The organism is Klebsiella oxytoca, from assembly GCF_009707385.1.
GTDB lineage: Bacteria > Pseudomonadota > Gammaproteobacteria > Enterobacterales > Enterobacteriaceae > Klebsiella > Klebsiella oxytoca_C.
This window is the reverse complement of record NZ_CP046115.1, coordinates 3,334,908-3,355,285: the sequence shown is the minus strand read 5'-3', so window position 1 is coordinate 3,355,285 and position 20,378 is coordinate 3,334,908. Positions and strand designations below refer to the sequence as shown.

The following is a 20,378-nucleotide window of genomic DNA, read 5'->3' as shown; positions in this document are numbered from 1 at the left end:
TTACTCCGCGTATTGAGATGCGATGCTGCTTTCCGCGAGCGGAAGGATAGCATCGGGTTGTCTTGCGGGATCGTCGTGTAGCATCACGTGCGTCACGCGATCGCCGCGCCAGTAGGTAACCTGCGTGCCGACAGGGGTATGTTGCACCTTCACTTCCGTCAGCGGCGCGCTGTTTGCCAGATCCCACAGGCAGACAAAACGCGCCTGTGGCAGATGATTACGGATCACCAGATAGCTGAGATCGCTTATCGCCGGGTTATCTGGCGCCAGACCTTGCCAGAGTTCGCCATCGCCGGACAGCCAGAGCGCAACGGTATTATCGCCGCGCGCAAAGTGGCGCGGCTGGCAGCCGTTCAGCGGCGTCGCTGTTGCGTTGCTCATATGCCGAAGCGGCCCGCTGAGCGAAAAGGGCTGTGGCGTACCGCTCTGATCCAGCGCCTGCGCTGCCAAATGCAGAGTCCAGTCGAGCTGCTGGCGATGCGGATTCTCCACGGTGGACAGATCGATAATCACGTCTTCAATCCACATCAGTCGACGGCGAAAGCGTACGTCTTTCCAGGCGGCGGTGTCCCACTCGACGCGGCTATGGCTGTTCAGCTGCGGCGGCGGTTTGCCCCAGTCAACCTCGGTATCCAGCCACAGATAGTCGTTATCCATATGCCAGCCCAGTACCTCAGGATTAGCCGGCGGCTGGTTGGTCTGATTAACTGCCAGCGTATTGTGAGTGGCGCTGTTTTTGTAATAGTCGTAGTGCATTTTCGCACCGTAGCCCGTGGTGCCCATATCCGTTAACAGCCAACCGTTGCGGTGCCAGAGCATCAGCCCCAGCCTGTCGTAATGGTCGTGCTCGCCGCCCCATGGAGTGTGCTTGATCAACAGCGCCTGCTGCTGCCGTCGCCATAACGTCAGGCCTGCGCCCGGCGCAAACAGCGACTGCTGCGGGATGAGCGGCAGGGGGGATTCCGGCAGAGGCTGTTCGCGCCAGAGTAAAGTTTCACGTTCATCGGGCGACGCTTCGGTAAACTGCAGCACGGCGGCATACTGCGGGTCGCGCCAGATAAACCAGGCGAACTCGTAAAGATCCCGGTGATGCAGCTTTTCTTGTCCGGCGAGGCAGTCATTAAGCCGTGGGAAAGTACCGTCCGGCAGCAGCAGCGACAGCGGGAACTTCAGCATCGGCTGATACCACGGGCCATCCAGCAGGCTCCAGCGCGTACCGCGTGCCAGCTTCTCAAAGGCGAAAAAGCCCTGCAGCGCGTAGTAGTGGTAATGAACAGAACCCTCAAACCAAAGCCCTTCAGCCAGCAGGCCATTTTCCAGCTGCCAGCGCAGGCCGTAAGGCTCGTTAACAGCGAATTCCAGCAGGCTCTCATCTTCGAGAATGAAACCCAGTACGCCAAGCGCCGCGCTGATTTTGACTTCGTGATTATGAATCTGCGCAGTGCGGTGTTCGCGCAAAAACGTTGCCGCACAGCGCAGCAGGTTTTCACTGATATGCTGCCGCTCCTCTGGCGTCAGGCTATCGCGAATAAAGTCATAGCCCAGCGCCATTTCCAGAATACAGTTGGCTTCGCACAGGGTCTGAGCGTTCATTTTACCCGGACCATTATTGGGTATATCGCCGTGAATCTCATAACCCGGATAGACATCCGCGTAGCCCATGAGTATTGAGCGCACTTTATCGCGCCAGGCTGTCTCTCCGGTCAACTGCCATATCAGTCCGAGCTGTTGGCATGCGCTGGCATTACGCCCGTTCATCTCACGCCACCATGCGCCGTCCCACGGTTCGCCGCTAAATATTTCACCATCGACCGGGCAGGTATGCTGGTGAGGCGTATCCGCCCGCCACGTTAACCGCACGCCGTGGTGCGGACAAAAGTAGTAGAGATTCCAGCTGGCAATCCCGGTCTGCGGAATAAGTACCGCTGCATGAAGTATCGGTTGCGCATCCTGTACCAGCCGTTCAAGCACCCCGTCCGGAGCGGCCGCACGTGCGACAATGTCGGGCCAGAGCCCAGAAAATTGTTTCATTAGCGGTTATCCCTTACCTCTGAAGAGGGGGTTAGCGGGGCGATGAGCGTGGTGATATCGTCGGGGTACTTCGCCCGCAGCCACTGCGCTTTATCACGGAACAGAGGATCTTCCGGCCACGCGTGGGCGGCGGTGGCTATATTGCGTAGCGCTTTCTTGTCATCCATTTTATCGATATCTTTCCATGGCCATGGGGTATCGCTGTTTATAAAGCCGGCAATGTACTGATAGCCCTGGCGCAGGCTATGACCGTCAAGAGTGAAGTTCCAGATATCGACGCCCGCTTTCTCGCCCAGCCGCCCGAGGCGGTTATAGGCTTCAAGGTTGAAATTGCTGTAGTGCCAGGGACGAGTACGCTCCAGCTCGCCCATCTGACGGCCTTCGGTATCGAATTGACCCGCAATGCGCCGCAGTTGGGTGATGTGCAGGCGCTGCTTTGCCTCGTCAGTTTTCCCGCTAAACAGGGCGAAGGTAGCGGCCTGCATATCAAAATAGCTGCCGTGATTGTTGTGCCAGTTATCTTCTTCGAAACCGTTCTGACTGGTGGTCATCCAGTGATAATACTCGCCAAACCACTGCTTCAAGGCGCTAACGTCGTTCTCGTTGAGCGCATCAGAAGATTGCAGCAGGGCGATAGCGTCAACCACTTCAACCAGCGCACGGCTATCAATAATGCCGATACCGCGTCCGGTATTAATGCCGGGAATGGCCTGGGCGTATTGCAGGTTGGGGTTCATGCGCGTTTGTGGATCGAGGAACCAGGTCTTCAGCTGGGCAGCCGCTTTTTGCGCGTAGCGATCGTCGTGGGAGAAAAACCACGCCAGCGCCAGAGTGGATACATCATTACTCATCTTCACCAGCCGGTTTTTATCGGTGGCGTCGCTATTGGCGTCAGGGTTAGTCTGCCCGTCTTTGCGGATATACGGTAGCCCGTCTTTGGTATCGGGATTCGGCCACCAGTACGGCGGAAAACTATAATAGTCGTGTTTATTGCCGCTGGCGGCGACCAGCGTTTTATCCATCACAGAGAACAGCGGATGCTTGAGCGCCAGATCGGCTTTTTTTAGCAGAGTTGCCTGGGCCTGAACAAATAGCGGATCTTTGGCGGCAATCTGCTCGCGGCTAAACGCTAAATCCTTGCCGTCCAGGGTGTACGGCTCGGCAGCGTACAGGGAGCCGCTCAGGCTGGAACAGAACAGCGCAACGCATAACAAACCTCGGTGAGGTATTGAGTTCATAGTGATAACCCTTCTGCAAATATGAGAAAAGATAACAACAGAATTATACCTGTCGCGTATTTAAATGACGCATGAAACAGGCGGTGTAATTAAAAACAATATATTTGAATATTCGCTGGCGAGCAGTGTAAAAGACAAAGTGATTTTTTTTGTGAGATCCATCAAGTTTATCGTTATGGATAAATAATGACGTTTTTAATGCAGTGCAGATCACGGTATTTGCCATTTTTCTATATTTTTTGATTTTTTTAAAAAAATTAGTAAATTTATAATGCATTGATTTATATTGTTATTTGTTTTTTGTCACTTTTTTTGTCACTTCCTGGTGTGATCTGTCTCAATTTTCTGGTTTTTGAAACGCAATTTCTTTTTAGTGTGGTTGTATTGGGAAATACATTTCTATCTAATGAATGGAAATATTTCTTTTGTCAGCCGTATTAACACCTGAGCAATATTCAGGTTCCTTTTTATGTATTAATTGAGAATTTAATTACCTTTGTGCCCTACAATAAAGGATATGCAACCATGTCTGCTAATAAATTACGTTCACTATTACTTCTTACCGCACTCGGGCTCGGCGTTAGCCAAAGCTATGCCGCGACCACTCTCAACGTCTGGATCCGCGCCAGCAACGACTCCAAAAATATCTACAAGCAAGAAGCGGAAAAGTTTGAAGAAAAAACCGGTATCAAAATTGAGTACTTCAACGCTACCACTGACTTTGAACAGCGCCTCGCGCGCGCTACGGCGGGCAACGCCTTACCCGACCTGATTTTTAACGACGCGGCTTCGCTGGGGCAGTTTATCCAGCTGGGAATTGCCGAAGAAATTGACCCGCAGGCGATCGCGGGCGGCGACCAGCTATTCCCGACGGCATGGAAGAGTACCCGCTATATCGACGGTAAGTACTACGGCGTTCCGACCTCGGCGCAAACTTTCGCCCTGTTTGTGCGCAAAGACTGGCGGGAAAAACTGGGACTGCCGCAGCCTAAGAGCTGGGATGATATCCAGGCCCTGGCGAAAGCCTTCACCACCCAGGATCCCGATGGCAACGGCAAAAATGATACCTACGGATTTATTGTTCCCGCTTCCACCACTCGCGGATACGCCAGCTGGTTTATGAGCAGCTTTATCTGGCAGGCGGGCGGCGATTTCGTTAAAGAAGAGAGCGGAAAATTCAGCGCTTCGCTCGATACGCCGGAAGTGGTTCAGGCGATGACCTTTATGCGCAGCATGATGTGCGAAAAAGTCACCCAGCCGGGCGCGATTAACGCCACCACCGCCGACGTTATCCCATCCTTCCGCTCCGGGCAAAGCGGCATGTTCTTCAGCGGCCCGTACCACATTGCGCTGTTCGATAAAGACCCGGGTAAAGACAACTTTGAAGTGGTTCCGGTGGTGGGGCCAAAAGGCGAAGCCACTCTCGCGGAGGGCACCACGGTCTTTATGATGAAGAGCAGTAAACAAAAAGAGGCGGCGCGCAAATTTATCGAATTTATGATCTCCCCGGAAGGTCAGGAAATCGGTATGGGCAAAGGGAGCCAGCATATACCGGTGGTGCGCCTGCCGGTGAATAAGAACGTCGACGTCAAATCCGTTTATCAGGACGCGCGCTGGGAGACGTTCGCCAGACTTTACAATGAACAGGGACGCTACGTGCCGCAAATTCCCAACTGGACGCCGGTGCGCCAGGTGGCAGCCGAAGGCTTTAACCGAATTTTTGCCGACTGCAACAGCGATATCACCGCCGAGCTGAAGACTATCGACGGCAAGGTTAACGCTGAGCTGAAAAAACAAAACGTGCTGGCTAACTGAGGACATAGGTTATGACGCTGCATGAGACGAAGTCCTCGCCGATAAAGCAGGCCGCTTCGCCTGACTCAACCGGATGGCTGAGCGCAAAGCGTAAGCGGGCGCTGATCCCGTGGCTGTTTTTAGCCCCAGCGCTGATTATTTTTAGCTGGTTTAAGTTTATCCCGATGATTCAGGGTCTGGTGATGAGCTTTTACAAGGTCAACTTTAATCAGCCGGACGAATGGGTGGGGCTCGATAACTTCGCCCGCGCTTTCGCCGACGTAGCGCTGCACGCGGCGGTGGTGAATACGCTGCTGTACGTGGTGGTAACGATGTTTGCCGCGGCTATCCTGGCGTTCTTCCTGGCCATGCTGCTGGAAGGCCCGGCGCGCCACCTGCGTTTTATTCGAACCGCCATCTTTTTACCCGCGGTCACCAGCGCGGCGATCGTCGCCGAAATGTGGCGTATTTTGTTCAATCCGACGCCCAACGGCGTGGTTAACCACATCCTCAGCTGGTTTGGCGTAGCCGATCAGGGTTTTCTGGCCAGTTCCGATCAGGCGCTGGGGGTCATCATGCTGCTGCACATCTGGAAAGCGGTGCCTTACAACATGGTGATCTTTATTGCCGGCCTGGCTGGGATCAGCCGCGATTTATACGATGCGGCGAACGTGGATGGCGCTAACTGGTGGAATCGTCTGCGCTACGTCACGCTGCCCGGCATGATCCCGGCGCTCTCGGTGGTGCTGATGCTCTCCTTTATTCGTGGTTTCCGCGTGTTTGCCGAGGTGTACGCCACCACCGGCGGAGGACCTTCTAACGCCACGGAAATGGTCATGACCCACATCTACAAACTGGGTTTTGAGCAGTTTGACTACGGTTACGCTTCGGCGGTGTCGTTCCTGCTCTTCACCTTCACGGTTTTCTTAACCATTTGTCATCTGACGCTGAAAAAACGTATTGCACGTTACTAAGGAGCCGCGATGTTAAGTAAACGTTGGGATACAGCAGGACGCTGGTGCATCTACGCGCTGCTGCTGATCGTCTTTGTCGGGCCGTTCTGGGGCATCGTCGCCACCGCATTCAGCGGCGCGCCGGTGAAGCCGGGCGAACTGCTGGCCTGGCCGAATCAATTCTCGTTTGAGAACTTCATTTTCGCGTGGATGGATATCGGCGTCTGGCAGTATCTGCTGAACTCGATCCTGGTGGTGTTCTTTGGCACCGTTTTGCAGGTGTCGGTCAGCGCGCTGGCGGCGTATGCCCTGGCACGTAAGAAGTTCCGCGGCGTGGCGCTGGTGAGCCTGGTGATTTTGTCGACCATGATGCTGCCCGAAGAGGTTATCGCGATTCCGTTATACATGATTATTAACTGGCGGCTGCCGTTTATCGATGCCTCGCTCTACAACAGCTATCTCGGAATGATTTTGCCGGTCGTCGGCTGGGCGTTCTCCATCTTTGTGCTGACCGAATTTATGTCGGCGATTCCGAAAGAGCTGGAAGAGGCGGCGCGAATTGACGGCGCCAACGAATGGCAGATCTTCTTCCACGTGATCCTGCCGCTGGTGAAACCGGCGCTCGGTACGGTAGTGACGTTCGGCTTCATTATGATTTGGGATCAGTACCTGCTGCCGCTGATTGTGGTGAATCAGGACAGCCTGAATACGATTCCGGTGATCCTCGGCACGCTGCGTACCGATGAGAGCATCACGCCGAACATTTTTATCGCCATTACGCTGCTGGCGATGCTGCCCAGCATCATCGTCTATCTGGGTCTGCAAAAACATTTCAATCGCGGGATTATGTCCGGCGCGGTCAAAGGATAAGGAGTTACCAATGGGATCTGTTGTACTGAATAGCGTACGTAAATCATATGGTGATGCGCACGTGATTAAAGATGTGTCGCTGACTATCCCGGACGGCGAGTTCTGCGTCCTTGTCGGACCCAGCGGCTGCGGCAAGTCTACGTTATTGCGCATGATTGCCGGCCTGGAGGAGATCTCCGGCGGAGAGGTGCATATCAATGAACGTAACGTCACCGAGGTGGAGCCGAAGCTGCGCGATATCGCGATGGTGTTCCAGAGCTATGCGCTCTATCCGCAGATGACGGTGCGAGAAAATATGGGCTTTGCCCTGAAGATGGCTAAGCTGCCGAAAGCAGAGATCAATCAAAAGGTGAATGAAGCCGCTGCGCTGCTGGGCCTGGAGCCGCTGCTGGAACGCTTACCAAAAGATCTCTCCGGCGGTCAGCGCCAGCGCGTGGCGATGGGGCGCGCCATCGTGCGCAAACCGCAGGTGTTTTTATTTGATGAACCGCTGTCAAACCTTGACGCCAAGCTGCGTACCCAAGTCCGCGGCGAGATCCGCGAACTGCATCGTCGGCTGAAAACCACCTCGGTGTACGTCACCCACGATCAGATTGAAGCTATGACCATGGGGCAGATGATCGTCGTTCTGCGCGACGGGCGAATTGAACAGGCGGGGACGCCGCTGGAGCTGTACGACCAGCCGGCGAATCTGTTCGTTGCCGGGTTTATCGGCTCACCGGAGATTAACCAGCTGCCTGGCGAAGTTGTGCTGAGCGGCAGTGCGACCAGCCTGCGGCTGAAAGATGGCTCCCTGCTGGCTTTACCCGCGGGATTACAGGTCACCGACGGTCAGCGGGTGGTATATGCCATTCGTCCTGAACAGGTCAACGTGGTACACGAGGCGCGCGATGACGCGCTGGCAGCAAAGGTCACGGCGGTGGAGAACACCGGTTCGGATATGCAGCTGTTCTGCGATACCGTAGGCGGTGCGTTTACTTCGGTATTTAAACAGCGGCTGGAAGTGAAAGAAGGCGACAGCATCTGGCTGCAGCCGAAGCTTTCCGGCGTGCATCTGTTTGATGCGCAGAGCGGCCAGCGTATAGCGTGCCGGGAGGAGAGCTGAGGTGGCGATGAAGCTGTACACTCTTGACGAAACCTGTCTGGAAAACGCGCGTGCGGGCTTAAAACAGCCGTTCTCGCCGCTGCAGCTGGCGTTGAGCAAACTGGTTTCGGAGGCCGACACTCTGCGTCGCGAAGCGCCGGAAAGCGTGGTGCATAAAAAACTGCGCCCGGCCAGCGGCGACGCCCACGATTACTACAGTCTGGGCACCTACTGGTGGCCGAACCCACGGCGCCCCAATGGACTGCCGTATATTCGCCGCGACGGGCATATCAACCCGCAGTGTGAAAATAACGATACCGACACCTCGCGCATTATCCGCATGTGTGAACGGTGCCTGACGCTGGGGCTGGCGTGGTATTTCACCGGTCAGCGCCAGTACGCACAGGCGGCGGCCGTTCAGATCCGCTGCTGGTTCCTCGATGCTGAAACGCGAATGAATCCGCATCTGAACTATGGTCAGGCGATTCCGGGAATTGTTTCCGGCCGTGGGACCGGGCTGATTGACACCCGCTTAATGTGGATGGTAGTCGATACTATCGGCTTGATTAGTTCGGCGAACGTGCTGGATACCGACGATATTATCGGCCTGCACCAGTGGTTCCGGGATTTTAATCACTGGATGTACTACAGCGAAATCGGCCACTCCGAGTACGTCTGGCACAACAACCACGGCACCTGGTATGACGCCCAGCGGACGGTTAACGCCTTATTCTACGGCGATAAAGGGCTGGCGGCGCGGATCATTGAGCAGGGGATCACCCAGCGGATGGCGGCGCAGATTGACCAGGATGGTAAGCAGACGATGGAGCTTGAACGCACAATTCCGTTCCACTACTCGCTGTTTAACCTGGAAGCACATCTGCTGCTTAACCGCTACGCCGAGCACGTCGAGTTCGATCGCTGGAACACCATCCGCGACGGGCGAGGGGTGAAGCAGGGGATAGATTACCTGGTGCCGTTTATCCGCGAACCGGATCTCTGGCCGTACAGCGACCTGCAGGGGATTGTGTGGGACAGCGCGCTGCGGGTGCTGCTGCAATCGGTGCGGGGCTACGCAAAACAATCCGCCAGCTATCGTGAGGCGCTGAAGTGTGTGCCGCAGGAAACGCTGCAGCTTAAGGAACAGCTGATGTGGTGTCCGGGCTGATAGCACAATGCTTCTTGCCCTCCGGCGGCTGATATGTAACCCGAATAAGGCGTTTACGCCGCTATCCGGGGAATGCGCCGGATAGCGGCTCTGGCGCGGCTTCTTCCCGGGCGGCGCTACGCTTGCCCGGGCTACGGGGCTACGGCTGTCTTACACTGCGGCGATGATTTTAATCTCGACTTTGAACTTCGGGTTCATCAGTTTCGCCTGTACCGTACAGCGTACCGGCGCATGACCGGCGACGACCCATGCATCCCAGGCCTGGTTCATCGCCGCAAAATCTGCGCCGTCGGCGAGGAAAATGGTAGCGTCAAGAATACGCGACTTGTTGCTGCCCTGTTTCTCCAGCACCGCGTCAATCTGCGCCAGAGTATCGGCTGTTTGCGCGCAGGCATCGGCGTCAAGGTTGGACGGCACGCCGGTGTAGTACAGCGTCTGGTTGTGAATAACGACATCAGACCAGCGGGCTTCAGCATCAATACGCGTAATTGTCATTTTAATTTCCTCTATGTTCGGTTCATCAAGCTGCGGCAAGACTGCCATAATGTTTCACCTGCGTCACTACCTGCACTGGCGAAAACGACTCCACCCTGACATAATCACTGTCCAAATAACCAGGGGGTAATGTGATCGACGATTTTGCAGCAGACGGCCAGCTGGCCAGCGCGATTGCGGGATTTAAACCACGCGAGCCGCAGCGCCAGATGGCTTTCGCCGTCACCAGCGCGATTAAAGAAACCCGTCCGCTGGTGGTTGAGGCGGGCACCGGAACCGGGAAAACCTACGCTTACCTTGCGCCGGCGCTGCGCGCAAATAAAAAAGTCATTATCTCCACCGGCTCGAAAGCGTTACAGGATCAGCTCTACAGTCGGGATTTGCCTACCGTCGCCAAAGCGTTGAAGTTCAGCGGCAAGCTGGCCCTGTTGAAAGGGCGTTCGAACTACCTGTGTCTTGAGCGTCTGGAGCAGCAGGCGCTTGCCGGGGGCGATCTGCCGGTGCAAACCCTCAGCGATGTTATTCTGCTGCGCTCATGGTCTAACCAAACCGTCGATGGCGATATCAGCACCTGCGCCAGCGTAGCCGAAGATTCCCAGGCCTGGCCGCTGGTCACCAGCACCAACGATAACTGCCTCGGCAGCGACTGCCCGTTATATAAAGACTGTTTTGTGGTTAAGGCGCGGAAAAAGGCGATGGATGCCGACGTGGTGGTGGTCAACCATCATCTGTTTCTCGCCGATATGGTGGTCAAAGAGAGCGGCTTTGCCGAGCTGATTCCGGAAGCGGAAGTGATGATTTTCGATGAAGCGCATCAGCTGCCGGACATCGCCAGCCAGTATTTCGGGCAATCGCTCTCCAGCCGTCAGCTGCTGGACCTGGCAAAAGATATCACTATTGCTTATCGCACCGAGCTTAAAGACACTCAGCAGCTGCAGAAGTGCGCCGATCGACTGGCCCAGAGCGCGCAGGATTTTCGCCTGCAGCTGGGAGAGCCGGGCTATCGCGGCAATCTGCGCGAGCTTCTTGCGGATAACAACATCCAGCGCGCGCTCCTGCTGCTTGATGATGCTCTTGAGCTCTGTTACGACGTGGCAAAGCTGTCGCTGGGACGCTCAGCGCTGCTGGATGCCGCCTTTGAGCGGGCCACCATTTACCGCGGACGTCTGAAGCGCCTGAAAGAGACCAACCAGCCGGGCTTTAGCTACTGGTATGAGTGTACCTCCCGCAACTTTACCCTGGCGCTAACCCCGCTGACGGTGGCGGATAAGTTTAAAGAGGTGATGGCGCAAAAATCCGGGAGCTGGATCTTTACCTCGGCGACGCTATCGGTCAATGACGACTTGCACCATTTCACCGATCGTTTGGGGATTAGCGACGCGCAAACGCTGCTGCTGCCCAGCCCCTTTGATTACGCCCACCAGGCGCTGCTGTGCGTGCCGCGCAATTTACCTTTACCCAACCAGCCCGGCGCGGCGCGGCATTTGGCGGCAATGCTCAAGCCGTTGATTGAGGCTAACGACGGGCGCTGCTTTATGCTTTGCACCTCCCACGCCATGATGCGCGATCTGGCGGAGCAGTTCCGCGCCACCATGACCCTGCCGGTACTGCTGCAGGGGGAGACCAGTAAAGGCCAGCTTTTACAGCAGTTCGTCAGCGCCGGGAATGCGCTGCTGGTGGCGACCAACAGCTTCTGGGAAGGGGTAGACGTGCGCGGTGATGCGCTTTCGCTGGTGATTATCGACAAATTGCCGTTCACCTCGCCGGACGATCCGTTACTCAAGGCGCGCATGGAAGACTGCCGTCTGCGCGGCGGCGACCCTTTTGATGAGGTGCAGCTACCGGATGCGGTGATTACTCTTAAACAGGGCGTGGGGCGGCTGATTCGCGATATCGACGATCGCGGAGTACTGGTTATCTGCGACAACCGTCTGGTGATGCGTCCCTATGGGGCGGTATTTCTCGCCAGCCTTCCTCCCGCGCCGCGAACGCGCGATATCCGCCGTGCGGTGCGTTTTCTTGCGGTGCCGCCGGCGAGGTAATCCGGCGCAAAATGTGCTAAGCTGCGCGCCATTTTGTCAATCTGCTAGAGCGAGAGCGCGACAACCCATGCAAATTTTGGCTATCGATACCGCCACGGAGGCCTGCTCCGCGGCGCTGTGGAATGATGGCACCCTTAGTGCTCATTTTGAAATCTGCCCCCGTGAACATACTCAACGTATCCTGCCCCTGGTGCAGGAGGTCCTCAATGAAAGCGGCACGCGATTAACCGAGCTGGATGCGCTGGCCTTTGGCCGCGGGCCGGGCAGCTTTACCGGCGTGCGCATTGGTATCGGGATTGCGCAGGGGCTGGCGCTGGGGGCCGAGCTGCCGATGATCGGCGTCTCCACGCTGGCAACCATGGCGCAGGGCGCCTGGCGGAAAACCGGAGCGACCCGCATTCTGGCGGCCATTGACGCCAGAATGGGTGAAGTTTACTGGGCGGAGTACCAGCGCGATGAGCAGGGCGTCTGGCACGGCGAAGAGAGCGAAGCGGTTCTCAAGCCGGAAGCGGTTCGCGAGCGTCTGCAGCAGCTCGAAGGCGAGTGGGCCACCGTTGGCACCGGCTGGCAGGCGTGGCCGGATATGGCGAGCGGCTGTGGTTTAACGCTCACCGCGGGAGAAATCGAACTTCCTGAAGCGCAGGATATGCTGCCGCTGGCGTGCCATCTGTTTACGGCAGGGAAAACCGTCGCCGTCGAACACGCGGAACCAGTTTATTTACGTAACGAAGTGGCATGGAAGAAACTTCCTGGCCTCGAGTGAATCTCAGTAACTATAAGTCTGAGAAAAAGGAAGGAGTCGCGTCATGACGGGTCAAAAAACGGTAGTGCGTTGGGTGGTCGCGGCTGCATGCGTCGCTGCGCTGAGCGGGTGCGTTTCGGTTCCGGATGCCATTAAAGGCACCACCCCGACGCCGCAGCAGGATTTAGTCCGCGTGATGAACGCGCCGCAGCTGTATGTCGGTCAGGAAGCGCGTTTTGGCGGCAAGGTGGTCAACGTGCTGAATCAGCAGGGTAAAACCCGGCTGGAAATTGCCACCGTACAGCTCGATGAGGCAGCGCGTCCGGGGCTTGGCGAGCCGTCGCGCGGGCGTATTTTTGCCGATGTTAACGGATTTATCGACCCGGTGGATTTTCGCGGACAGCTGGTTACGGTGGTTGGCCCGATTGTCGGCGTCGTTGACGGTAAAGTTGGTAACACGGCGTATCAATTCATGCTGATGAATGTTACCGGCTATAAGCGCTGGAACGTCGTGCAGCAGGTGGTCATGCCGCCGCAGCCGATCGACCCGTGGATGTTCGGGCCGCGTCCGTGGGTCTATGGCCACGGCGGCTGGGGCTGGTATAACCCGGGCCCGGCAGAAGTCAGAAACGTTGTAACTGAATGATTTTGCGGGTTTTATAAGCAAAAAGAAACAGCGGCCTGTCCGCTGTTTCTTCGTTTTCAGTGAAATAAGAAAAATAAATAGTGACGTGCTTCGCAACCTGTACAACGCCTAATTAATAAACTGGTACGCTGAGTTAATATAATGTTAATAAAATGTTTGTTGATCAGGGGCTGTGATGACGACGAATAACTATTTCAGAGGTGATGCAGTGAAAAAGGTTTGGCTAAATCGTTATCCCGCGGATGTGCCTGCGGAGATAAACCCTGACCGCTATCAATCCCTGGTTGAACTGTTTGAACACGCCACTACCCGCTATGCCGATCAACCGGCATTTATCAACATGGGTGAGGTGATGACCTATCGTAAGCTGGAGGAGCGCAGCCGGGCGTTCGCCGCTTATCTTCAGGAAGGCTTAGGCCTGCAAAAAGGCGACCGCGTCGCCCTGATGATGCCTAACCTGCTGCAATATCCGGTGGCGCTGTTTGGTATCCTGCGCGCGGGTATGATCGTGGTGAACGTCAATCCGCTGTATACCCCACGAGAACTGGAGCATCAGTTGAACGACAGCGGCGCTACCGCCATTGTGATTGTCTCCAACTTCGCGCATACCCTGGAAAAAGTGGTTGATAAAACCCAGGTTAAGCACGTGATTTTAACCCGTATGGGCGATCAGCTTTCTACGGCGAAAGGCACGCTGGTTAACTTTGTGGTCAAGTACATCAAACGACTGGTGCCAAAATACCACCTGCCTGACGCTATCTCGTTTCGCAGCGCGCTGCATCACGGCTATCGCATGCAGTATATCAAGCCGGAAATTGTTCCTCAGGATCTGGCCTTTTTGCAATATACCGGCGGGACAACTGGGGTAGCGAAAGGGGCGATGCTCACGCACCGTAATATGCTGGCGAACCTTGAGCAGGTTAACGGCACCTACGGGCCGCTGCTCCACCGCGGGAAAGAGCTGGTCGTTACCGCGTTACCGCTGTACCACATCTTTGCGCTGACCATGAACTGTCTGCTGTTTATTGAGCTGGGCGGGCAGAACCTGCTGATTACCAATCCGCGCGACATTCCGGGCCTGGTGAAAGAGCTGGCGAAATATCCTTTCACCGCGATGACCGGGGTGAATACCTTGTTTAACGCGCTGCTCAACAACAAAGAGTTTCAGCAGCTTGATTTCTCCTCCCTGCACCTCTCCGCAGGCGGCGGAATGCCGGTGCAGCAGGTGGTTGCGGAGCGCTGGGTTAAGCTGACCGGACAGTATCTCCTTGAGGGCTATGGCCTGACGGAGTGCGCTCCGCTGGTGAGCGTCAACCCGCACGATATTGACTATCACAGCGGCAGTATTGGCCTGCCGGTACCGTCCACCGAAGCGAAGCTGGTGGATGACGATGATAATGAAGTCGCGCCGGGAGAACCGGGCGAACTGTGCATTAAAGGGCCGCAGGTGATGCTGGGATACTGGCAGCGTCCTGATGCGACCGCCGAAATTATCAAAAACGGCTGGCTGCACACCGGCGATATCGCGGTGATGGATGAAGAAGGCTTCCTGCGTATTGTCGATCGCAAAAAAGATATGATTCTTGTCTCGGGCTTCAACGTCTATCCAAATGAAATTGAAGACGTGGTGATGCAGCACTCCGGCGTTCAGGAGGTTGCGGCAGTAGGCGTGCCGTCCGGAAGCAGCGGGGAAGCGGTGAAAATTTTCGTGGTCAAAAAAGATCCAGCGTTAACTGATGAGATGCTGATCACCTTCTGCCGTCGCCAGCTCACCGGCTACAAGGTACCTAAGCTGGTTGAGTTTCGTGACGAACTGCCGAAATCCAACGTCGGGAAAATTTTACGTCGAGAACTGCGTGACGAAGCCCGCGCTAAAGTAGACAATAAAGCCTGAGTTAAGAGTTAATCGCCAGACGCCGGTTAAGCCGGCGTTTTTTATGGGCGCAAGTTAAGAGAGTATGATTTGAACTATCAGATGATCACCACCGACGATGGCCTTCGCGCTATCTGTGAAGCGGCAGGCGCGGTTTCCGCCATCGCGCTGGATACAGAGTTTGTCCGTACCCGCACCTACTATCCGCAGCTTGGCCTGCTTCAGCTGTTTGACGGCAACCAGGTCTCTTTGATTGACCCACTGGTCATCACCGACTGGGAGCCGATGCGCGAGCTGCTGTTGAATAAAGATGTGACCAAATTTCTGCACGCCGGCAGTGAAGATCTGGAAGTATTCCTTAATGCCTTTCATTTGATGCCGCAGCCGCTGATCGATACGCAAATTCTGGCCGCTTTTTGCGGTCGCCCGATGTCATGGGGATTTGCGTCGATGGTTGAAGAGTATACCGGCGTGGCGCTGGACAAGAGCGAGTCGCGTACCGACTGGCTGGCGCGCCCGTTGACCGAACGCCAGTGTATTTATGCCGCTGCCGATGTGTGGTATCTGCTGCCGATTGCCGGAAAACTGATGGCTGAAACCGAGAGCGCCGGCTGGCTCTCCGCTGCGCTGGATGAATGTCAGCTGATGCAGCAGCGTCGTCAGGAAGTTCAGGATCCGGCGCAGGCGTGGCGAGATATCGGCAATGCCTGGCAGCTGCGTACGCGTCAGCTGGGCTGTCTGCAGCTGCTGGCGGACTGGCGTCTGCGTAAAGCGCGCGAGCGCGACCTGGCGGTCAATTTTGTCATCCGCGAAGAACACTTATGGAACGTGGCGCGCTATATGCCTGGTAGTCTGGGTGAACTTGATAGCCTGGGTCTCTCAGGCAGCGAAATTCGCTTCCACGGCAAGACGCTATTAAGTCTTGTTGAGAAAGCGCAAGCGCTACCGGAAGAAGCGCTTCCAGGGCCGCTGCAGAACCTGATCGACATGCCGGGCTACCGCAAGCTGTTTAAGGAGATTAAAGCGCTTGTGCAGGCGGTGAGCGCCGAGAAAGGCGTCAGCGCGGAGCTGCTGGCATCCAGAAGACAGATTAACCAGCTGCTGAACTGGCACTGGGGACTTAAAAACGGCAACGGGCAGCCCGAGCTGGTTTCCGGCTGGCGCGGTGAATTGATGGCCGATCGCCTGAATGCGCTCTTAAGCGAATACCCGCGCTAACGTTTGGTTTGCAAAGTAAAAAAAACCGGCTTCGCATAGCGTCGCCGGTTTTTTTATACCTTCAGGCTCAGGATTTCGACTCTTCAGTTTCCGGCAGGGTCACGTTCAGCTCCAGAATCGAAATATCACCGTCTCTCTGCTCAAGCTGTACGCTGACCATTTCCGGGTCGATTTGCACGTACTTGCAAATCACTTCGAGAATGTCTTTACGCAGCTGCGGTAGATAGTGCGGTTCTGCGTCGCCGCGACGGCGCTCCGCAACGATGATTTGCAGGCGCTCTTTCGCAATGTTGGCCGTGTTCTTTTTCCGCGAGAGAAAAAAGTCGAGTAATGCCATAATTTATCCTCCGAACAGGCGTTTGAGGAAACCTTTCTTCTCTTCTTCTACGAAGCGGAAAGGACGTTCTTCTCCGAGCAGACGTTCAACAGTATCGGCATAGGCTTTACCCGCATCAGAGGCGTCATCCAGAATAACCGGTTCGCCCTGGTTAGACGCGCGCAGCACGGACTGATCTTCCGGAATCACGCCCACCAGATTGATGCGCAGAATTTCCAGCACGTCTTCCATGCTCAGCATGTCGCCTTTGTTTACGCGGCCTGGGTTATAGCGCGTCAGCAGCAGATGCTCTTTGATCGGATCTTCGCCTTTTTCCGCACGGCGGGATTTGGAGGCAAGAATGCCGAGGATACGGTCGGAGTCGCGAACGGAGGAGACTTCCGGGTTAGTGGTGATGATGGCTTCATCAGCGAAATACAGCGCCATCAGCGCACCGGTTTCGATGCCTGCAGGGGAATCACAGACGATAAAATCAAAATCCATCTTCTTCAGTTCTTCAAGAACTTTGTCTACGCCTTCGCGGGTCAGGGCGTCTTTGTCACGCGTCTGGGAGGCCGGAAGGATGTAGAGGTTCTCGGTGCGCTTGTCTTTGATAAGCGCCTGGTTCAACGTAGCATCGCCCTGGATGACGTTGACGAAATCATATACGACCCGGCGTTCACAGCCCATGATCAGGTCAAGGTTACGCAGGCCGATGTCGAAGTCGATAACGACCGTTTTCTTTCCCTTCTGGGCCAAACCAGTAGCGATGGCCGCGCTGGAGGTGGTCTTGCCAACGCCTCCTTTACCCGAAGTCACAACAATAATGCGTGCCATAGAAATTCCTTGTTAAAAAGGGATTAATTCAACGATTGAATCGTCAAAGCGCTGTCGTCTAAACGCAGACGGGCCGCTTTGCCATAAAATTCGGCCGGAATGTTATCACTCAGCCAGTATTCCCCCGCGATGGAAAGCAGTTCCGCCGAGAGGTTAGTACAAAATATTTGGGCGTCTCTGTCACCGCCAGCGCCCGCCAGCGCACGACCCCGCAGCATGCCATATACATGGATATTACCATCGGCGATAAGTTCAGCCCCGGCACTCACATGGTTTGTAACAATTAGATCACAGTGTGGCGCATAAATACGCTGACCGGAACGTACAGGCTGATCAATCAAACGCGTTTTTGTGATCTGATTAACAGCTGGCGGTGGGGTGACGGGTTCAGGCGCGGCCTGACGAGCCACTTTTTCTTTCCCTTCGGTTAATAAAGGGATCCCGGCGCGGTCAATTTCGGTTTTCAGCCGAGGAAGTTTACATCCGCTTACGGCCATAATACGCAGGCCGGTGGCGGCAATCGCTTCATGAAGAGGGCGCCAGTCGACGTTATCTTCAATGCTGCTGATATTTACTACCACGGGAGCATGACGTAAAAAGGCGGGAGCCTGGGCGATTTTGTCTTCTAACGCCTGACGAATAACCTCGGGATTTGCATCGTGCAAATGAACCACAGATAAGGTGAAGCTACTGCCCTTAAGTTCGATTGGCGTATTTGACATCCTGGCCTTACTCAATTTGCTGTTTATCACCCGCTGAAGTGCGGCGATATTCCGAAGACTAAAAGGCATGTTATAGTCACTCATATATTGAGGCAAGTGACCACAGGTCTAATTCCGAGTAAAACTATGTTTTGTGTGATCTATCGAAGTACTAAACGTGAGCAAACCTATTTATATGTCGAAAAAAAGGACGATTTCTCCCGCGTTCCCGACGAATTAATGTATAGCTTCGGTACGCCTAAATTGGCAATGATTTTGCCGCTCGATGGACGAAAAAAACTCATTCATGCCGATTTGGATAAAGTGAAACAGGCGCTGACCGATCAGGGCTATTACCTTCAACTTCCTCCACCGTCTGAAAACTTACTCAAGAAACACCTGGCGGAACAGGGGAATAAATCTGATTAACCCACAGAGGGAAAATAATGTACCAACATCATAACTGGCAGGGGGCGCTACTGGATTATCCGGTAAGCAAGGTAGTTTGTGTGGGCAGTAACTATGCAAAGCACATTCTGGAGATGGGCAGCGCGACGCCGGAAGAGCCGGTGCTGTTTATTAAACCAGAGACGGCGCTATGCGATATCCGCCAGCCGTTGGTGCTTCCTGAAGGGCTGGGGTCGGTGCATCATGAAGTGGAGCTGGCGGTGCTGATTGGCGGTACGCTGCGTCAGGCAACTGAAGAACATGTGCTCAAAGCCATCGCCGGCTATGGCGTGGCGCTGGATCTGACTCTGCGCGATCTGCAGGGTAAAATGAAAAAGGCCGGTCAGCCCTGGGAAAAGGCGAAAGGCTTTGACAATTCCTGTCCGATTTCTGGATTTATTCCCGCCGCCGAGTTTCAGGGCGACGCGCAGAATACGACGCTGAGCCTGAAGGTGAACGGCGATGTCCGTCAGCAGGGCTCGACGGCCGACATGATTCATAAAATCGTCCCGCTTATCGCCTATATGTCGCGCTTCTTCACCCTGAAGGCCGGTGATGTGGTGCTGACCGGTACCCCGGAAGGCGTGGGGCCGTTAAGCAGCGGCGACGAACTGGAAGTCGGTTTCAACGGATTCTCGCTAACCACCCGCGTGCTGTAACGCCCGCTTGCCGCCTTCGCCGGGCGGCAAAACTTGCATCGGCGTGCCAGACTGGTTATAAGGTGCACCCTGAATTGCAATGACGGACATCCCAATGAGCGAACAACCTTTCTGGCAACAAAAAACGCTGGACGAAATGAGCGATGCGGAGTGGGAATCACTTTGCGATGGCTGCGGACAGTGCTGCCTGCATAAGCTGATGGATGAAGATACCGATGAAATCTATTTCACCAACGTCGCCTGCCGTCAGCTCAATATTAAGACCTGCCAGTGCCGTAACTATGAGCGCCGCTTCGAATATGAGCCGGACTGCATTAAGTTAACGCGCGACAATTTGCCGACGTTTGAATGGCTGCCGCCGACCTGCGCCTATCGTCTGCTGGCGGAAGGTAAGCCTTTGCCGCACTGGCATCCGCTGTTAACCGGCTCGAAGGTGGCAATGCATGGTGAGCGTATTTCCATTCGTCATATTGCGGTGAAAGAGTCCACCGTCGTTGACTGGCAGGATCATATTTTAAATAAGCCAGACTGGGCGCAGTAAGGCGCGTAATCACTTTTCTTCGCATGGAACAGGCCGGCCTCATCTGCGACCCAAAAGTTGATATTGAACTGCGCATCGCCGTTTTGCTCGATAACTTCATGTCATCAACGCTAGCTTACGGGCAAAAAAAACGCTCCCGGAGGAGCGCTTTTACCAGCAATTGGTCTTAGCGGCCGAAGAGATCGCGTTTTTTAGGTTTAAACGGCTGCGCGATAAGAACCAGCACACCGACCACCAGATAGGCTGCAAAGATCCCGACCAGCCACTGCGGCATCTCCAGCGTCAGGAATTCCCACTGGCGTACCGAGCAGTCCCCGCTAGCAACGAAAACCTGAGGCAGCCATTTATCCAGCGGCAGCCACGTCGGGAAACGAGCGGCAAAATCGCAGGTCTGGAAAGGGGATGGATGCAGCTGGATCATGGTGTGCTCCCATGCCAGCTGCAGACCGCGTAAGGCGCTGTAGAGCCAAATCATAATGGCTACGTAGCGCAGCGGCGATTTAGGCGCAATGGCGCCAACAATACCCGCCCCCATAATGCCAAACAGCGCACAGCGCTCGTAAATACACATTACGCACGGTTGCAGCAACATCACGTGCTGGAACCACAAAGCCACTAATTCAAGAATGAAGGCGGTTAGCGCCATCAGGAGCCAGGCACCGCGTCCCCGTGAGCACTGGTTTAAATATCGCAACATAATCATTTCCCTGGAACATGCTAAAT

20 protein-coding genes are annotated in these 20,378 nt (G+C 55.2%); 13 read left to right on the top strand and 7 right to left on the bottom strand.

All coding sequences use genetic code 11. The annotated features are described in order from the left end of the window. Both GJ746_RS15600 and GJ746_RS15595 read right to left on the bottom strand, forming a co-directional pair. The gene (locus tag GJ746_RS15600; RefSeq protein WP_154681009.1) at positions 1–2,031 is read right to left on the bottom strand and encodes a heparinase II/III family protein; all 2,031 of its coding nucleotides are present in this window, start codon (positions 2,029–2,031) and stop codon (positions 1–3) included. Continuing rightward, positions 2,031–3,269 carry an alginate lyase family protein gene (locus tag GJ746_RS15595; RefSeq protein ID WP_154681008.1) on the bottom strand — a complete coding sequence of 413 codons (1,239 nt, stop codon included), beginning with the start codon at positions 3,267–3,269 and terminating at the stop codon, positions 2,031–2,033. Before GJ746_RS15595 ends, GJ746_RS15600 begins: the two co-directional genes overlap by 1 nt. 525 nt (positions 3,270–3,794) lie before the next feature. On the opposite strand from GJ746_RS15595, the gene GJ746_RS15590 reads away from it, so the two are divergent. From GJ746_RS15590 to GJ746_RS15570, 5 genes are read left to right on the top strand one after another with little or no spacing between them, the layout of a single operon-like run. Next, complete coding sequence (locus GJ746_RS15590) at positions 3,795–5,084, top strand: ABC transporter substrate-binding protein (RefSeq protein ID WP_154681007.1); 1,290 nt, start codon at positions 3,795–3,797, stop codon at positions 5,082–5,084. Positions 5,085–5,095: 11 nt separating this feature from the next. Then, positions 5,096–6,037, top strand: coding sequence for a carbohydrate ABC transporter permease (locus GJ746_RS15585; protein ID WP_227852680.1), 942 nt, complete (start codon positions 5,096–5,098; stop codon positions 6,035–6,037). Positions 6,038–6,046: 9 nt separating this feature from the next. Further along, positions 6,047–6,886, top strand: a complete 840-nt coding sequence (locus GJ746_RS15580; RefSeq protein ID WP_004121979.1) for a carbohydrate ABC transporter permease — start codon at positions 6,047–6,049, stop codon at positions 6,884–6,886. Between the two features lie 10 nt (positions 6,887–6,896). After that, positions 6,897–7,991: an ABC transporter ATP-binding protein gene (locus GJ746_RS15575; protein WP_154681006.1), complete on the top strand. Its 1,095-nt coding sequence runs from the start codon at positions 6,897–6,899 to the stop codon at positions 7,989–7,991. A 7-nt stretch (positions 7,992–7,998) separates the two neighbouring features. Beyond that, on the top strand, positions 7,999–9,138 hold the full coding sequence (locus tag GJ746_RS15570) for an alginate lyase family protein (RefSeq protein WP_154682744.1): 1,140 nt from the start codon (positions 7,999–8,001) through the stop codon (positions 9,136–9,138). A gap of 150 nt (positions 9,139–9,288) precedes the next feature. On the opposite strand, the gene GJ746_RS15565 is transcribed toward GJ746_RS15570, so the two are convergent. Further along, positions 9,289–9,633: a RidA family protein gene (locus GJ746_RS15565; RefSeq protein ID WP_154681005.1), complete on the bottom strand. Its 345-nt coding sequence runs from the start codon at positions 9,631–9,633 to the stop codon at positions 9,289–9,291. 131 nt (positions 9,634–9,764) lie between these two features. Here GJ746_RS15565 and GJ746_RS15560 point away from each other — a divergent pair, with 131 nt between their 5' ends. The 5 genes from GJ746_RS15560 (at position 9,765) to rnd (ending at position 16,154) form a co-directional block, all read left to right on the top strand. Continuing rightward, positions 9,765–11,675, top strand: a complete 1,911-nt coding sequence (locus GJ746_RS15560) for an ATP-dependent DNA helicase (RefSeq protein WP_154681004.1) — start codon at positions 9,765–9,767, stop codon at positions 11,673–11,675. Positions 11,676–11,742: 67 nt separating this feature from the next. Further along, a complete protein-coding gene (tsaB, locus tag GJ746_RS15555; RefSeq protein ID WP_154681003.1) occupies positions 11,743–12,438 on the top strand; it encodes a tRNA (adenosine(37)-N6)-threonylcarbamoyltransferase complex dimerization subunit type 1 TsaB in 696 nt (231 codons plus the stop codon). Between the two features lie 43 nt (positions 12,439–12,481). Beyond that, positions 12,482–13,063, top strand: a complete 582-nt coding sequence (locus tag GJ746_RS15550) for a Slp family lipoprotein (protein WP_154681002.1) — start codon at positions 12,482–12,484, stop codon at positions 13,061–13,063. 208 nt (positions 13,064–13,271) lie between these two features. Then, entirely contained in the window at positions 13,272–14,957 is a 1,686-nt protein-coding gene (gene fadD, locus GJ746_RS15545) for a long-chain-fatty-acid--CoA ligase FadD (RefSeq protein ID WP_154682743.1), read from the top strand. 81 nt (positions 14,958–15,038) lie between these two features. Beyond that, positions 15,039–16,154 (top strand): ribonuclease D, encoded by a 1,116-nt coding sequence (gene rnd / locus GJ746_RS15540; protein ID WP_195908868.1) that lies wholly within the window; start codon positions 15,039–15,041, stop codon positions 16,152–16,154. A 67-nt stretch (positions 16,155–16,221) separates the two neighbouring features. On the opposite strand, the gene minE is transcribed toward rnd, so the two are convergent. From minE to minC, 3 genes are read right to left on the bottom strand one after another with little or no spacing between them, the layout of a single operon-like run. Further along, positions 16,222–16,491 carry a cell division topological specificity factor MinE gene (gene minE / locus GJ746_RS15535; RefSeq protein ID WP_002910902.1) on the bottom strand — a complete coding sequence of 90 codons (270 nt, stop codon included), beginning with the start codon at positions 16,489–16,491 and terminating at the stop codon, positions 16,222–16,224. A gap of 3 nt (positions 16,492–16,494) precedes the next feature. Continuing rightward, positions 16,495–17,307 carry a septum site-determining protein MinD gene (gene minD / locus GJ746_RS15530; RefSeq protein WP_154681000.1) on the bottom strand — a complete coding sequence of 271 codons (813 nt, stop codon included), beginning with the start codon at positions 17,305–17,307 and terminating at the stop codon, positions 16,495–16,497. 23 nt (positions 17,308–17,330) lie between these two features. Further along, the gene (gene minC, locus GJ746_RS15525; protein WP_154682742.1) at positions 17,331–18,029 is read right to left on the bottom strand and encodes a septum site-determining protein MinC; all 699 of its coding nucleotides are present in this window, start codon (positions 18,027–18,029) and stop codon (positions 17,331–17,333) included. 126 nt (positions 18,030–18,155) lie between these two features. Between minC and GJ746_RS15520 the strand changes: the two genes are divergently transcribed. The 3 genes from GJ746_RS15520 (at position 18,156) to GJ746_RS15510 (ending at position 19,655) form a co-directional block, all read left to right on the top strand. After that, a complete protein-coding gene (locus GJ746_RS15520; protein ID WP_004121968.1) occupies positions 18,156–18,437 on the top strand; it encodes a YcgL domain-containing protein in 282 nt (93 codons plus the stop codon). A 17-nt stretch (positions 18,438–18,454) separates the two neighbouring features. Further along, positions 18,455–19,114 carry a fumarylacetoacetate hydrolase family protein gene (locus GJ746_RS15515; RefSeq protein WP_154680999.1) on the top strand — a complete coding sequence of 220 codons (660 nt, stop codon included), beginning with the start codon at positions 18,455–18,457 and terminating at the stop codon, positions 19,112–19,114. 94 nt (positions 19,115–19,208) lie between these two features. Next, a complete protein-coding gene (locus GJ746_RS15510) occupies positions 19,209–19,655 on the top strand; it encodes a YcgN family cysteine cluster protein (protein ID WP_154680998.1) in 447 nt (148 codons plus the stop codon). 166 nt (positions 19,656–19,821) lie between these two features. Here GJ746_RS15510 and dsbB read toward each other — a convergent pair whose 3' ends face one another. After that, positions 19,822–20,352 carry a disulfide bond formation protein DsbB gene (gene dsbB / locus GJ746_RS15505; protein WP_154680997.1) on the bottom strand — a complete coding sequence of 177 codons (531 nt, stop codon included), beginning with the start codon at positions 20,350–20,352 and terminating at the stop codon, positions 19,822–19,824. Positions 20,353–20,378 lie beyond the last annotated feature (26 nt).

Bases quoted from the DNA above. Each gene is read 5' to 3' on its own strand.
- GJ746_RS15580 (WP_004121979.1), top strand. From the start codon at position 6,047: ATGTTAAGTAAACGTTGGGATACAGCAGGACGCTGGTGCATCTACGCG.
- minE (WP_002910902.1), bottom strand. From the start codon at position 16,491: ATGGCATTACTCGACTTTTTTCTCTCGCGGAAAAAGAACACGGCCAAC.
- GJ746_RS15515 (WP_154680999.1), top strand. From the start codon at position 18,455: ATGTACCAACATCATAACTGGCAGGGGGCGCTACTGGATTATCCGGTA.
- dsbB (WP_154680997.1), bottom strand. From the start codon at position 20,352: ATGTTGCGATATTTAAACCAGTGCTCACGGGGACGCGGTGCCTGGCTC.
- GJ746_RS15550 (WP_154681002.1), top strand. From the start codon at position 12,482: ATGACGGGTCAAAAAACGGTAGTGCGTTGGGTGGTCGCGGCTGCATGC.
- GJ746_RS15590 (WP_154681007.1), top strand. From the start codon at position 3,795: ATGTCTGCTAATAAATTACGTTCACTATTACTTCTTACCGCACTCGGG.
- GJ746_RS15600 (WP_154681009.1), bottom strand. From the start codon at position 2,031: ATGAAACAATTTTCTGGGCTCTGGCCCGACATTGTCGCACGTGCGGCC.
- GJ746_RS15520 (WP_004121968.1), top strand. From the start codon at position 18,156: ATGTTTTGTGTGATCTATCGAAGTACTAAACGTGAGCAAACCTATTTA.
- GJ746_RS15585 (WP_227852680.1), top strand. From the start codon at position 5,096: ATGACGCTGCATGAGACGAAGTCCTCGCCGATAAAGCAGGCCGCTTCG.
- GJ746_RS15510 (WP_154680998.1), top strand. From the start codon at position 19,209: ATGAGCGAACAACCTTTCTGGCAACAAAAAACGCTGGACGAAATGAGC.
- GJ746_RS15570 (WP_154682744.1), top strand. From the start codon at position 7,999: ATGAAGCTGTACACTCTTGACGAAACCTGTCTGGAAAACGCGCGTGCG.
- tsaB (WP_154681003.1), top strand. From the start codon at position 11,743: ATGCAAATTTTGGCTATCGATACCGCCACGGAGGCCTGCTCCGCGGCG.
- GJ746_RS15575 (WP_154681006.1), top strand. From the start codon at position 6,897: ATGGGATCTGTTGTACTGAATAGCGTACGTAAATCATATGGTGATGCG.
- GJ746_RS15595 (WP_154681008.1), bottom strand. From the start codon at position 3,269: ATGAACTCAATACCTCACCGAGGTTTGTTATGCGTTGCGCTGTTCTGT.
- minD (WP_154681000.1), bottom strand. From the start codon at position 17,307: ATGGCACGCATTATTGTTGTGACTTCGGGTAAAGGAGGCGTTGGCAAG.
- GJ746_RS15565 (WP_154681005.1), bottom strand. From the start codon at position 9,633: ATGACAATTACGCGTATTGATGCTGAAGCCCGCTGGTCTGATGTCGTT.
- minC (WP_154682742.1), bottom strand. From the start codon at position 18,029: ATGTCAAATACGCCAATCGAACTTAAGGGCAGTAGCTTCACCTTATCT.
- rnd (WP_195908868.1), top strand. From the start codon at position 15,039: ATGATCACCACCGACGATGGCCTTCGCGCTATCTGTGAAGCGGCAGGC.